Below are 13,762 nucleotides of genomic sequence, written 5' to 3'. Positions count from 1 at the left end.
GATTGCTAAGTTTTTATAAATTGTTGATGCTGGGGTTAATGTTGGGTTCCGTTCCTCCACCCAACCTACAAACGTTGTTGGGTGGGTAAGCTAATAACAAACTCGGTATCTTGTCCTTCGGCAGAATGGCAACTAATTTGACCGTGATGTGCATCTGAAATGATTTTATAGCAAATCGATAAACCTAAACCTGTTCCTTGACCCGGCGCCTTTGTTGTAAAAAATGGGTCAAATATTTTAGATATAATTTCTGATTTGATGATGGCGCCATTGTTAGAGATTCTAATCACAGCATGTTGATTTGTAAGCTGTGTTATAATCCGAATAAATGGATGTATACTTTGTAACTCTATATTGGTACTTTTTTTAATCTTTTCTTCGATAGCATCAATTGCGTTTGCAATTATACTGATGAATACTTGGGTAATTTGACCAGGGTAGCATTCTACACTTGTCTTTAAGTTGTATTCTTTAATTATTTGAATCGATGAACGGTGTGATTGTGATTTAAGACGATGTTGCAAAAGCTGCACTACGGTGTCAAGACTTTCATGTATATTAATTTTTTTATACTTAGGGTTGTCTGTGCTAGAAAAAGCCTGTAATAACTTAACTATTTTACTAATACGTTCGGCGCCTTCTTGGATTGAACCAAGCAATTTAGGAAAATCTTGGCTAATATATTCTAAATCTATTGCTGCTTGTTGTTGGCTAATTTCTGGAACAGGCTGAGGATAGTGTAACTGATACGATTTTACTAAGTTGAGAAGTTCTTGGGCATATTCATTCGCTGGTTGAATATTGGCATAGATAAAATTATTAGGGTTATTAATTTCGTGAGCAATACCTCCAACCATGCGACCTAACGAAGCCATTTTTTCATCTAAGATTAATTTAACTTCTGCACGCTTGAGTTCGGTTAAAGCTACTTCGAGTTGTTGTGCTTTTTGACGTTCTTGAGTTTCACTAATTTGTAAAGCAACTTCAAGATATTTATGTCTACTAATATCGCGCGCTACCCATAAAACTTTATTTTCTGCAATTGGAGAAATATTTGCACTAAACCATCTTTCGCTATTATCACACTCTAAGCTATAATCTAAATTGATAATTTGCTTTTTTCGTAATGCTTCGGAAACTTTCTCTAACCACAAAGGCGCCGTTTGCTGTTTATGAAAGCATTCAACCATTTCAGCAGCTAAATTAATTTTGAATTCTTCTTCATAACCGTAATAAGTTGGTAGTATTTGAACTGCTCCAACTTTGGCACCGTCTATATTTACTATTAATATAATATCGCTCATTGCCTCAAACAATGCCCGCATTTGCTCTTCGGAAGAGCGTAACTTAGCTTCATAAAGCTTGCGATGCTTAACTTCACGCTGTAATTGCTTGTTTAATTTGTTTAATTCTGATGTTTGTTCTTCCACAATATCTTGTAATGTTTCTACTGTTTGTAAAAGTTCTACATAATTAATCGCTTCTAATATTTGGGTTTGAGTAATGAGTCCAACTAAATAATTTTTGTCGTCTGTAACAACTAAGTGCTGAACTTGACGTGTTTGCATAATTTGATTCGCATTCCACATCGAATCAAATGCTTTTATTTGGAGTAAGGGTTTATTTATCAGTGTTGAGACTTTTGTCGTCAAATCTAATTTCTGATTGCAAAACTCGACAATATCGTGTTCGGTAATAATTCCAAGTGGAATTTTAGCAACTGTATCCTCAACAATTACAACACAACAAACTTGTTGTTGAGCCATAGTTTGCGTTAATTCCAAAATAGAAGCGTTTGCAGTTAAGCTAACTACATTAGGTGTCATCACTTCTGAAACCCGCTTTTGCCTAAGTAAATCGAGTGGTTGAATAATTTCTCGAATAGTTTGCGGGGTAATTACTCCGATTAAATTATTTTCGTTATCTACTACAGGAAGATGGTGAATTTTGTGGTTACGAAACTTAGTCAGCGCTATAAATATATCTTGTGATTCTATTTCTGTAATATTAACTATTTTTTGATTCATCACACTATCAATTGTGATGCTATTTAAATCCGTTTGGTTTGCAGCGAGTTGTACCAAATCTCTTTCTGTAAATATTCCTATTAATTTTCTGGCTGATGCATTGCTTGCTTGATTTTGATTAACTATAAATAAATAATCACTGTGGTTATAGCTCATCAAACTCAGCGCTTCAAATACAGTAATATTTGGCGTAGCGGTGAGTACATGATGGTTAACAACCGAACGTTTTTCGTAACCTATCATAAAGCATTTATATTAATTTCATTTGTTTTTTCAACGCACCCAAACTATTTCAAATAATTTGCGTTCTTGATGTTAATTTTATTGCTTAATATAGAGAATTATTATTATCAAAATAAATATGAATGGGAAACATCACACTTTAAATGTGTGTATAGCTTATCACAATATATAAACATTGTGTAACCCGTTTTATGAAAAAAATATAATATATCATTAATTCTTTTAAGTAGGCGCCTATCTTAGGTCTCTGTTCTCTGTGCCCTCTGCGACTAATAAGGTAATAATGTTTACCGCTAAAAGGAATAATACGATAAAGTAAGTTGGGTGAAAAGCCAACTTACAAGCACTAAAGTGCTTATTACGATAGTGTTTCCATCCAGGTTAGGCATTTTTGCATCTGAGAAAGCATTGTTTCTGGGTCTGCATGATACCTACGACCGTGACCAGGTAAAACCCATTCAAATGTATACTCAGCAACACGACGCATTGATTTAATTTGTTCTGAGTATGAGTACCAGCAGTAGTCACGAAAAGCTATGAGTTGATGATTTGTTTCTGACCATGCTAGGTGGTCACCAGTAAATAGGAACTTGTTCTTGTATAGTAAAACTGTATGCCCTTTACTATGACCTGGTACAGGGATAATTAGTAAATCCTGCGGCGCCAACTCTATAGGTTCGGTACCTGTAAGCTGAATTTCCACATCCCTTGTACCGGATGTAATATCATCAGTATGAAGAATCCGCTTACACTTGAAATGTTCGGCAAACTTTTTATGGTCAGCTACATCATCACGGTGTGTTAAATACATATAGCGAATTCCTCCCAGTTCCTCAAGTCGCTTGACTAACGGTGGAGTAAACCGAGGAGAGTCTACTAATATATTTCCCTCTGGTAACACAATCAAGTAACTCGCGGCGCCATAAGAATTTTCCGAATGATACCCACAATGGTAAACATTATCTTCTACAAGTATAGGAAAACTCTGTTGTGCCTCTTTAATATCTCGCGGTTTCTCCACAGTCCCTATCGAACCGGTAGGACAAGCTAACAAAGCTTGAAGCGCCATTCTTCTTTCAACATCATTTTCAGGCTGATGAAAAACAGCCGACTGTTCACCATCCTCCACAAATACACTAGGCGCCATCCACCGACAAGTATCGCAATCAATGCAACTCGTATCAACATAAAAATCACCACTGACATTTTCTGGGCGCCTTCCTTCCAAATGTGCCATCTCGGTAATAAGGACTTCAGTCCTTCCCTAAAAACCCATCCTAACAAAACCAAACTCATAACGACATTGCATTGAATTCAAAAATCTATCTAAAAGTACAGACACAGCTATGCGAAAAGGGGTGAACATTTGCAATACAGAACTATGTAGCCTGAAAATGAAATTAACTCGTTGCCTCTTAAAGTTAAAAATTGATTAAGTATGCAAATTTATCTAGACTATAGTGCTACCACTCCGACTCGAATTGAAGTCATCACACTTATTCAATCTGTGTTATCGCAACAGTGGGGCAATCCTTCCAGCTTACACGAATGGGGGCAGCGAGCCGCTACAATCATGGAAACCGCGCGCTTACAAATAGCCTCCTTAATAAATGCCACAGAACCAGAGTCCATCGTATTTACATCAGGTGGAACAGAAGCCGATAATTTAGCAATAATGGGAGTAGCACGTTTATACAGCCAGCCTCAACACATAATAATTTCCAGCGTCGAACATTCAGCAATTACCGAACCAGCGCGCATGTTGGAACTATGGGGATGGCAAGTAACACGCTTAGGAGTTGACGCCAAAGGGCAAGTAAACCCCGAAGACTTAAAAGCAGCGATAAAAGAAAACACCGCATTAATATCTATAGTTTACGGGCAAAGCGAAGTCGGAACCGTTCAACCAATAGCCCAACTAAGTCAAATCGCGCGTGAAAAAGGCGTATTATTTCATACCGATGCAGTACAAGCCGCAGGTCGTTTAGCAATTGATGTGCAAGCAATGCCTGTAGATTTACTTAGTTTGTCTAGTCATAAAATATATGGCGCCCAAGGAGCAGGCGCCTTGTATATACGTCCAGGTGTAGAAATAGTGCCACTAGTATTAGGTGGTGGACAAGAAACGCGACTACGTTCAGGAACACAAGCAGTTGCCATGATAGCAGGGTTTGGGTTAGCAGCATCACTCGCAGCAGAAGAAATTAGCAAAGAGGCGCCGAGACTAGTAAAATTGCGTGATAGCTTATTTTCACAAATATTAGATATACCAGGATTAATGCCAACAGGAGATTTATTACATCGTTTACCACATCACGTTAGCGTTTGTATAGAAACAGGAAATCAAGAAAAAATCAACGGAAGAAACTTAGTTAGACAAATGAACTTAGCAGGAATAGGAATTAGTGCAGGTTCAGCATGTAGCAGTGGCAAAATTAGCCCCAGTCCCATACTTTTAGCAATGGGGTATTCAGAAAAAACAGCCGTTGCAGGTATTAGAATGACACTAGGAAAAGACACCACACAACAAGACATAGATTGGACAGCAATGGTATTAAAACAAATTATAAACAGACTCTAAAAATAAAAAAAACTCTTGTGGAACAGGCATCCCTGCCTGTCTTATGCTCAAAATCATTAACACACCTTTCACGGTATTGTAGTGTTTGCTATAATATTAAAAATCGTATATGCCAACAGTAGAACAAGCTTTTGCTTGTGTGAGAGTGTTTTCAATGCTCTCAACCGGATACCAGCCAGTACATCTTTTCAGATACAATCCAAAAACGGGTATAATTTATATTCTTGCGGGTGTAACTGAAAGCATAGAAATTTTGATTCCCCCAGATGGAGAATGGGAATTTGTTTATTATGATGAAACCTGACTTTAGTAAAATGACTAGGCAAGAGCTTCGAGCTTATGTACTAGAAAATCGAGAAGATGATGATGCTATCGAGGTACTGATTAAAACAGCAAACCCTAATGCTGTGAGATATTCATACCATCTAACAGATGAGCAAATGAATGAAATTTTGAAAAATTACCTTAAGAAAAAGCAAGGCAACTAATTACTATATCTCTTGTGGAACAGGCATCCTGCCTGTTCATTCATATTATTATGCCAACAAATCCCCGACCCGCACGCGCCTAAATACGTTTCTTATAACTTCTATCACGTTCAAGAGTTGAATCAGCAATTTCCACAACCAAAGCCAAATCATTAGAACCAGGATGAAGCTCAGTATAATCACGATTATTGCCTAGTATAATTACAACATCAGGCTTAGGTTCACTATCTTTTAAAGTAACAGGTTCTTGAGCATCAACGTACCAACCAGCAAAAACAATTTCTTCCAAAGCCGGAGCGAACTAACTTGTAAAATAAAAAGTTGACGATTCAAACCCAATATAGATTTTTTATTAAAAACAAAATGGCTGAATTACCAAAGACTTTAGAAGACGCTGTTATTCAAGCGCAGCAGGCAACTCAAGCTGCAATAGCCGATGGTCAGACACGCTTACAGGTTGAGTTACTGTTTTCCGAACTCAAGTTTATGCTTGTAGCCGAGCAATTTATTCCAGGATTTGAAACTTACGGCGATAAACTTAAGGTTTTGTTCGCAGATGCAGGCGCCAGTGCCCTTGCGCGTCGTGACTGGGGAAGCGTACCATATAAAATTGAAGACATTGGCACAGGTAGAGCAGCTTCGCTTGAATCTAAAATTCAGCCCGAAGATGAACTTTTCTTATTTATCGCCCCAACTACGCAAGAAGTACCCCAATTAGAACAGCTTTGTCAAATAATTGGTGATGCGCGTCCCTTTGTAATGTTAAACCCACGTCTCGAAGATGCAGGAACCGTAGGTATTGGCTACGCTGCCCGTCAAATTCGTGAAAGATTTATCAAAACTATCGAATCATGTTACTACCTGCGTCCAATTTTTGAAGAAGCAGCAGTGTTTCGATGCTATCCAGGAATGTGGGAAATATGGGTACAAAACAGCGGTAACTACGAAAAAGTTGCAGAATTACCCCAAAGACCCACGGGTGAAGAAATTGATGCAATTATTGCCAAAGGACAACGCACTACTGCCAACGGCGAAACGGCGCCTACTAAAAAACCTAACATGTTTAGAGATTTACAACGGTTTTTAAAAGCGCTGAGTAGCTAGCTTGCAACGGATGGGAACGGATGTAACAGATGATTTATTAATTAAAAATAACCCATCCGTTACATCCGTTGTATCCGTTGCCAGTAATTGTAAACAAATATGAATTATTCTCTGATTAAGTACTCATAGATATTTGTCTATGTGTAACATAGAATTAATATAATGTAATGATTACATTGTAAAAATAAATATTTGCCCGTACTGCTAATATTTGCTACTGTTTTCCGACATTAAACGGGCAACAAAATACCACCAAAATGAGAATTGTCTTTTATAAAACAATAATTACTTACGTGTTAGTGTATTAATTTTAAAAGAGAATAAGTGATAGCACTTACATAGAACCCTTAGTAAGCTTACTTAACAGTGTTATTACTTATTTTGATATCTGAAAAATGAACTATCCTTTTATGTAGTACAGAGACATCTCGTTATAAAAAGGTTGTAGCGAGCCAAATATTTCACAAGGTGCAGCTTTGTATAAATTTATATACAGTAGCTATAAAAAAATGAGTCTATCTAGTTCTTTCACAGATTTTTCTTTAGCTGAACTATTTCAGCTGATTGACCAAGGAAAAAAGTCAGGTTGTTTGACGGTTTGTACTTTACCTAACTTGAAAGTTATTGGCTCAAAATCGCAGCACTACTACATCTGGTTTCGACAAGGAAATGTAGTTGCAGCGACAAGTAAATTAAATGGACTTGGGTTAGTCGAAAAGATTGTACAGCGAGGTTGGGTAAACGAACGTACATTAAAAAGACTTCGTTTGCAAGCAGCAACAAATACACCTTTAGGTTTATATCTCAAAACTTTAGAAATTTTAAGCGCAGAGCAGTTAAACTTGTTGTTTGCAAGTCAGTTACAGCAAGTTAGACAGTTATTTGAAATCCAAAAGGGTGTTTTTAAGCTCGATAGTAAAGCAATTTTACCTACGAGCGAAATGACTGGGATAAGTTTACGCGCGACAGAAGTGGCTTTAATGGCTTTACGAGTAATTAAAAATTGGGCAGCTTTGGCTGATGCTTTACCCAACCCGACTTCGGCAATCGAAGGAATTACACCCGCTAAAACCCAACTTCATCTGCATCCCCTTGAATGGCAGCTATGGGAATTTGCTGATGGAAATGTTAGTTTAAACACACTTGCATCTCAACTTAACCAACCTATTGCTACTATCCAGCAAGTTGCTTTCCGATTGATGGTTGCTGGTTTGGTGGAAGAAATTCCCTTATCATCGCATTCACAGAGCTTTGATGGTTATATGTCCACTTACAGTCCTCAAAAGTCTCAACCTTTAAAGGTAAGTACTTCGTTTTTACAAAATCTAGTTGGTTTTCTGAAGAGTAAAGCTTAACGACTCTATAAATTCACTGTTATGGAAATTCTACGGATTGTAGTCACAGGAAGTGTTGGTGCGGGAAAAACAAGTTTCATTCGCACTATTAGCGAAATTGATGTTGTTGACACCGATAAGCGTGCAACTGATGAGATGGCAGAAATTAAAGCTAACACTACTGTAGCTTTAGACTTCGGGCGCCTAACAATCAGTCCAAAACAATCGCTTCACTTATACGGTACACCTGGACAAGCTCGGTTTGATTTTATGTGGGATATTTTGATTCAGAGAGCTAATGCTTATATTTTATTAATTGATGCCCACCGTCCTGAACATTTTCGCCACAACCGTAAAATTCTTCAGTTTTTTAAAAAAAGAGTAGACATTCCTTATTTAATTGGCATTACACATTCTGATTGTGAAGGCGCCTGGGAAGCGTCGGATATTGCCCTGAGTCTGGGAATGCTAGACGAACAACCACCCATTGTAACTGTTAACGCAACAGAAGCAGCATCAGTCCGAGAAAGTTTAATTAATGTTGTTGAGCTATTGACAAATTGCTATCAACATCATTAGTACAAAGAATCATTGAAAAACAAATTGTAATATATAGCACATTCATTATTATTTCTTAAAGTATTTTTCACCTGAATATTGTTGAGTTTTGCTCACTATATCGGGATAATACTGCTAATGTATATGTGGTGATAAAAACATCAGAAAGTCACAAAAAATCAGTACATAAACCGCTATGGCTTTAGGCAGAATCCTGAAGCTACTCATGGGTGGGTTTCAGCAGTCTCCATCTGAAATTTTGCCGGAGCCGCAGAAAACCGAGTCTGACATCAAACCAGACGAAGTAGAAGCAACCGTCATTCCAACTCCAGCCATTGAGTTACAATCCCTTGATTTAACAGCTATTGAATTACCAACTTCTCTAGGACAAGACATGATTAATATTTCGATGTTGCAACAAGAGTTGCAAAACTTTGTCACAGGCGCCTCAGATGTTCAAGGTGCTGCACTAGTAAGTCCAGATGGTCTTGCCCTAGCATCAGTACTTCCTGGTGGAATGGATGAAGAACGTACTGCCGCCATGTCAGCTTCAATGCTGTCGCTTGGTGAGAGAATTGGGCGTGAGCTAGCACGCGGAAACGTTGAACGTATTGTAGTCGAAGGCGAAAAAGGTTACGGTGTTTTAATAGGATGCGGTAGTGAGGCTGTATTACTAGTGCTAGCAGGCGCCGCAGTCAAGCAAGGAATTTTATTTTTGGAACTCAAACGGGTGGTGGCAAGAATTGCCCCTTTGTTAGCATAACTAACAATCCTTACTCAGATACTTGGATTACTGAGTTTAAGTGATGCTGACATAACATAAAAATGTTAAAGGTTTATCAGTGGAAAGCATCGAATAATTTAATCTTCACAAACAATTTATTTCTAGAAAGCAGTCAGGAGTTTATAATATCATGGCCTTAGACCCACATGTCTTTATGTCCACCCTTGAAAAGCGCGTTGGCTTAACGGATGCTGACAAAGCTTTATTAAAATCTGAGGCAGAGTGGGGTGCAAAATTAGCTCCAGAAATGGCCGACCACTTTTATGCTTATCTTGGACGTGACCCAGAAATGGACAGCATACTTAATGGTGATGGCTCAGGACGAGTTCATCGTTTACATGAAACCTTCGTTAACTGGTTCCAAGAAATGTTTACAGGTATGGACGGATGGGGTAATGCATACGCAGACCGTCGTTGGAGAATTGGTTTAGTTCACGTCCGTCTTGGTATTGGACCCCAGCATGTCGTTCCTGCAATGGCAACAGTTGTACACGAAGTTGGCAAACGTCTCAAAGCTGATGCTAAAACCGAAGAACTCAAAGACGCGCTGGGACGAATTTGTATGATTGATTTAGCTTTTATTGAGCAAGCATATGTAGAAGTCTCTTCCTCCGCAGTCCTTCAAGAAACTGGTTGGAGCGAAGGTTTGTTCAGACGCTTAATTGCTACTGGCGCCAAATCAATGTAATATTTACTTTCATCCCCCTTGTGGGGGATGTACGCAATAATTTTTTTGAAAAATGTATCACAATATGCTAGTCAATTCTTGAAATATATATAAATATTTATCTATATATAAGTAAATAGAAAGCAAATATAAGTAAAATCAAACAAGGGTAAAGACTTTAAAAGGTAGATATTATATACACACTATATTTGTGTAAGCAGGATGTATTTGCCAATGTAGTAAATAATGCAAGCTATAATAATTTAAGGGAGTTTAATGTTTTCAAGTCAATTCGCTGTAGCTAAATGTTTACAGGCACCGAGTTCACAGTCTAATCAAAATAGATGAGAATTTTACGTGTTGTAGTTACGGGTAATGTAGGTGTTGGAAAAACAACCTTTATCCGCACAATTAGCGATACCGATGTCATAGATACTGATAAAAAAGCTACTGATGAGACTGCTAAACTCAAACCAAAAACAACGGTAGCAATGGACTTTGGTACTTTAGCGCTATCTAACAAAGATTCATTGCATCTGTATGGTACACCGGGACAAGCTCGGTTTGAATTCATGCGAGATATTCTAATAGAAAACGCAACTGCTTGTGTTGTACTAGCAAATGCAACTCGCAAAGCTGACTTATTATATGCGCGTGCGGTAGTTGAATTGATTGATGAGCAATTGCAAATTCCATATATAGTTGGACTGACGCATACAGATTCGCATTCTCAAGAATTATCGGATATTTCTGCTTTATTCGCTTTGGCGCCGATAACTCGAGTCAACGTTACCGACCGAATTTCAATCAAGACAGTGCTAACCAAATTATTAGAGCAATTGTAATAACAAATAAATCGTGTAGGAGGATAACCATGATTAATACTTCAATGCTACAAGATGAAATACAAAACTTTGTTACTGGTGCATCAGATGTTCAAGGTGCAGCATTAGTAAGTCCAGATGGTCTAGCACTTGCATCGGTACTACCAGGGCCAATGGATGAAGAACGCACAGCAGCAATGTCAGCGTCAATGCTTTCGCTTGGTGAACGCATTGGACGCGAACTCGCACGTGGCAGCGTTGAACGTATTGTAGTCGAAGGTGAAAAAGGTTACGGTGTATTAGTTGGTTGCGGTAGTGATGCCGTATTACTCGTGCTTGCTAGTGCAGGAGTTAAGCAAGGTATTTTATTTTTAGAAATCAAGCGAATTATTAGTAGACTGGCGCCGTTAATTGGATAACAAACTTTAACAGGAATTTTAACAATGTTACGTCCTAATTTAGGTGATTTTAGCAGTATTATTTGTTTTAAAGCTGCGATTGTGGGAATGGAAGATGCTTTAGGAGATAAAGCAACCGCAATTGCATTAACAACAGCAGGTCGCAGTCGCGGTAGACAGCTTGCAACTGAACTTGGTTTAAGTGGTTCAATGATGTCGCTTGATGATATCGGTTACAAACTTGGTTATGCCTTGGGTAAAACCGGTACATGTTTATGTAGCGTAGAGAAAATTGTCTCAGAAGGTGATGTCATTAAAGTCTACACCAGCGAAACTTTATGTTCAGCAGGAGAACCCCAAGGTTCTGAACGTAAATGTACATATACTCTTGGGGCTGTTTGGGGCGCCTTAGAACAAACTCTCGGTAAGCGCTTTCAAGGTAAACACACCGAGTCAGTGCTGCGTGGTGGCACTCATGATGTATTTGAATTTACTGAATTCAAATAACCCTGGCAACGGATGATACACGCATGTAACGGATAGCTAATTTTAAATAACTAGGCTTTCTTTGTAACAAATAACTCATCCGTTACATCCGCTCTCATCCGTTGCTAAAGCACAACAGGCGCCGTTTCCCACATTTCACCATACTCATCACGCAAAGCTTGCCAAGCTTCCACTTGTCCAGGTTCATATTCTCCTGGTTTGCCCCATTGTAAAAATAAACTCAATGCTGACTCTTGCTTCTCATCTAAAAATCTAATTGCGTAAGTTGTAAAGTTACCACGCTTCGCTTCACCTGTTTCAAACTTTACTTGCTTAATCAAGTCCATATTCAAATGAAACTCAAAACCCTCAGTGTGCATATTCGCGTATTTGCCCTTCGCCAACTCCGCATAGAATATTTTTTCGACTTTTCCGCGCGCTTCTAACACTGCGGCGCTACTTGTAACAATTAAACGCAAAGTACCTAAGCTCTCGCAAGCTTCCAAAAACTCTTTTAGTGGTTTAGCCATTTTCAATAGTCCTTTTTATAAAACTGCCATCTCCACAATACCGGGTTTACTGTACTTATTGAAGAAATGTAACGAAATGAATAAATCTCAAGACTTACATTTGTAATAGATATGTAATACCTTAAAAGTCGGCGTAACAATGGCAGATCAACTTTTAACTGATGCGAACCAAAAGCTGCACGACCGTTACATCGTAATTAGAAAAATCGCAGAAAACGGAAACCGACGCACGCTGCTTGCTGATGACTCTCATCATGGCAACCAAGTAGTCATTAAAATTTTGTTATTTAATGAAGAATTTCGCTGGGAAGATTTAAAATTATTTGAAAGAGAAGCAGAAACGCTTAAGCATCTGTCGCACCCAGCAATTCCTCAGTACCTTGATTATTTTGAGCTAGATACATCTGAAATAAAAGGATTTGCGCTTGTACAGACTTATTGCAACGCAAAATCGCTTCAAGAATATATAGACACGGGGCGAAATTTTAGCGAGTCAGAAATAATTCAATTAGGTAAATTATTATTGGAGATATTGCATTATTTACATTCACGACACCCAGCAGTTATTCATCGCGACATCAAACTCAGTAATATCTTACTTAATAATACTTCTGGTAATAATGTTGGGGATGTATATTTAGTTGATTTTGGCTCTGTACAAACCAGTATTAAAGCACGTGGTACGAAGACTGTAGTTGGTACTTATGGTTACATGCCACCTGAACAGTTTGGTGGAAGAGCTTTTCCTGGGTCTGATTTATATAGTTTGGGAATGACATTAATTTACTTAGCTACCAAAAAACACCCCTCAGAATTACTTGGTGATGATTTAAATATTAAATTTGAGCAAATACCAAATATCAGTCCTGAGTTAAAAGCTTGGTTAAATATTATGATACAACCTAGTATTAACAGTCGTTTTGACTCAACAACCGCAGCATTACATGCTCTAGATAATTTATCTAATATACTATCAAATGATGATTATAATTTGTACTACAGAGATATTCATTTCTCAAAGTTTAAAAAACCGTTGCATAGTAAAATTAAAATCAAGAAAACCGTAAATAAGTTAGAAATTATATTCCCAACAAAGACAATCAAGCAAATTGTTGGTAATATACTGGGTGCAATAATACCAAGTGCAATTATATTATATGTAGGATATTATGTATTGTTTTATCCCACTAAATATCTAATTGGATTTTTGCTACAAATATTTATAATTAATTACATAATCATATTTTTATGCACTTCGCTGGTTTTATTCCTAAGTTCCTGCCTACTAATTCACTTATTCGGCAGAACAAAATTAGTAATTGACGAAAAACGTTTAATTGTAACAACAAAGGTATTTGGCAGTCAAGCATTAGCAGGTGCCGAGCGAAAAATTATTGCTAGAGAGCATATCTGGAAGCTAGTATCCAGCGCACAAGAATATAAATTAGTTAACTTAAAAAATGATATTGAAAAAACAGTCAAACCTCCAAGTTTAATTATATGGGAAGGTACATTTAGCAATCATGATTTGAGTCAATATTTAAATCAACCTTTAACCTTACTAGAACGCGATTGGTTAGCGCAAGAAATTAGCGACTTTTTAGATATCCAGATAATTAAAGAGTAAGAAACCTGGTTTCTTTTGACTAAGTACAAAAAATTTCAATATTAACGAACAGAAACCAGGTTTCTATTTGTCACGAAAAACCGATATCCAAAAATTTCAATATTAACGAAC

Annotated in this window: 15 protein-coding genes and 1 pseudogene; 12 read left to right on the top strand and 4 right to left on the bottom strand. The window is 37.6% G+C overall.

Annotated features, from left to right (window positions below; all coding sequences use genetic code 11):
* Positions 1 to 65: 65 nt before the first annotated feature.
* On the bottom strand, positions 66 to 2,270 hold the full coding sequence (locus DSM106972_RS01805; RefSeq protein WP_127078261.1) for a CBS domain-containing protein: 2,205 nt from the start codon (positions 2,268 to 2,270) through the stop codon (positions 66 to 68).
* Positions 2,271 to 2,628: 358 nt separating this feature from the next.
* Positions 2,629 to 3,507 carry an MBL fold metallo-hydrolase gene (locus DSM106972_RS01800; RefSeq protein WP_127078259.1) on the bottom strand — a complete coding sequence of 293 codons (879 nt, stop codon included), beginning with the start codon at positions 3,505 to 3,507 and terminating at the stop codon, positions 2,629 to 2,631.
* 201 nt (positions 3,508 to 3,708) lie between these two features.
* Here DSM106972_RS01800 and DSM106972_RS01795 point away from each other — a divergent pair, with 201 nt between their 5' ends.
* The 3 genes from DSM106972_RS01795 (at position 3,709) to DSM106972_RS01785 (ending at position 5,339) form a co-directional block, all read left to right on the top strand.
* A complete protein-coding gene (locus DSM106972_RS01795) occupies positions 3,709 to 4,851 on the top strand; it encodes a cysteine desulfurase family protein (protein WP_127078257.1) in 1,143 nt (380 codons plus the stop codon).
* A gap of 109 nt (positions 4,852 to 4,960) precedes the next feature.
* Complete coding sequence (locus tag DSM106972_RS01790) at positions 4,961 to 5,155, top strand: DUF6888 family protein (protein WP_127078255.1); 195 nt, start codon at positions 4,961 to 4,963, stop codon at positions 5,153 to 5,155.
* The gene (locus tag DSM106972_RS01785) at positions 5,142 to 5,339 is read left to right on the top strand and encodes a DUF6887 family protein (protein ID WP_127078253.1); all 198 of its coding nucleotides are present in this window, start codon (positions 5,142 to 5,144) and stop codon (positions 5,337 to 5,339) included. Before DSM106972_RS01790 ends, DSM106972_RS01785 begins: the two co-directional genes overlap by 14 nt.
* 79 nt (positions 5,340 to 5,418) lie before the next feature.
* On the opposite strand, the gene DSM106972_RS01780 is transcribed toward DSM106972_RS01785, so the two are convergent.
* A complete protein-coding gene (locus DSM106972_RS01780; protein WP_127078251.1) occupies positions 5,419 to 5,628 on the bottom strand; it encodes a Uma2 family endonuclease in 210 nt (69 codons plus the stop codon).
* A 74-nt stretch (positions 5,629 to 5,702) separates the two neighbouring features.
* Here DSM106972_RS01780 and DSM106972_RS01775 point away from each other — a divergent pair, with 74 nt between their 5' ends.
* The 8 genes and pseudogenes from DSM106972_RS01775 (at position 5,703) to DSM106972_RS01740 (ending at position 11,515) form a co-directional block, all read left to right on the top strand.
* A complete protein-coding gene (locus DSM106972_RS01775) occupies positions 5,703 to 6,443 on the top strand; it encodes a DUF1995 family protein (protein WP_127078249.1) in 741 nt (246 codons plus the stop codon).
* A 509-nt stretch (positions 6,444 to 6,952) separates the two neighbouring features.
* On the top strand, positions 6,953 to 7,798 hold the full coding sequence (locus DSM106972_RS01770) for a DUF4388 domain-containing protein (protein ID WP_127078247.1): 846 nt from the start codon (positions 6,953 to 6,955) through the stop codon (positions 7,796 to 7,798).
* Between the two features lie 21 nt (positions 7,799 to 7,819).
* Positions 7,820 to 8,356 carry a GTP-binding protein gene (locus DSM106972_RS01765; RefSeq protein ID WP_127078245.1) on the top strand — a complete coding sequence of 179 codons (537 nt, stop codon included), beginning with the start codon at positions 7,820 to 7,822 and terminating at the stop codon, positions 8,354 to 8,356.
* 175 nt (positions 8,357 to 8,531) lie between these two features.
* Positions 8,532 to 9,098 (top strand): roadblock/LC7 domain-containing protein, encoded by a 567-nt coding sequence (locus DSM106972_RS01760; protein ID WP_127078243.1) that lies wholly within the window; start codon positions 8,532 to 8,534, stop codon positions 9,096 to 9,098.
* A 151-nt stretch (positions 9,099 to 9,249) separates the two neighbouring features.
* A complete protein-coding gene (locus tag DSM106972_RS01755; protein WP_127078241.1) occupies positions 9,250 to 9,807 on the top strand; it encodes a protoglobin domain-containing protein in 558 nt (185 codons plus the stop codon).
* A gap of 323 nt (positions 9,808 to 10,130) precedes the next feature.
* Positions 10,131 to 10,631 (top strand): GTP-binding protein, encoded by a 501-nt coding sequence (locus tag DSM106972_RS01750; RefSeq protein ID WP_127078239.1) that lies wholly within the window; start codon positions 10,131 to 10,133, stop codon positions 10,629 to 10,631.
* 29 nt (positions 10,632 to 10,660) lie between these two features.
* Positions 10,661 to 11,029, top strand: a pseudogene (locus tag DSM106972_RS01745) (roadblock/LC7 domain-containing protein); the annotation flags it as partial.
* 24 nt (positions 11,030 to 11,053) lie between these two features.
* Positions 11,054 to 11,515 carry a hydrocarbon-binding protein gene (locus DSM106972_RS01740; protein ID WP_127078235.1) on the top strand — a complete coding sequence of 154 codons (462 nt, stop codon included), beginning with the start codon at positions 11,054 to 11,056 and terminating at the stop codon, positions 11,513 to 11,515.
* A gap of 104 nt (positions 11,516 to 11,619) precedes the next feature.
* Here DSM106972_RS01740 and DSM106972_RS01735 read toward each other — a convergent pair whose 3' ends face one another.
* A complete protein-coding gene (locus DSM106972_RS01735; RefSeq protein WP_127078233.1) occupies positions 11,620 to 12,024 on the bottom strand; it encodes a ChuX/HutX family heme-like substrate-binding protein in 405 nt (134 codons plus the stop codon).
* Positions 12,025 to 12,163: 139 nt separating this feature from the next.
* Between DSM106972_RS01735 and DSM106972_RS01730 the strand changes: the two genes are divergently transcribed.
* Positions 12,164 to 13,651 (top strand): serine/threonine protein kinase, encoded by a 1,488-nt coding sequence (locus DSM106972_RS01730; protein ID WP_127078231.1) that lies wholly within the window; start codon positions 12,164 to 12,166, stop codon positions 13,649 to 13,651.
* The last annotated feature ends 111 nt before the right edge of the window (positions 13,652 to 13,762 follow it).

The sequence above is a fragment of the Dulcicalothrix desertica PCC 7102 genome (genome assembly GCF_003991905.1).
GTDB lineage: Bacteria > Cyanobacteriota > Cyanobacteriia > Cyanobacteriales > Nostocaceae > Dulcicalothrix > Dulcicalothrix desertica.
Note: the sequence above shows the minus strand (reverse complement) of the source record. Positions and strands in the feature narration are given on the sequence as shown.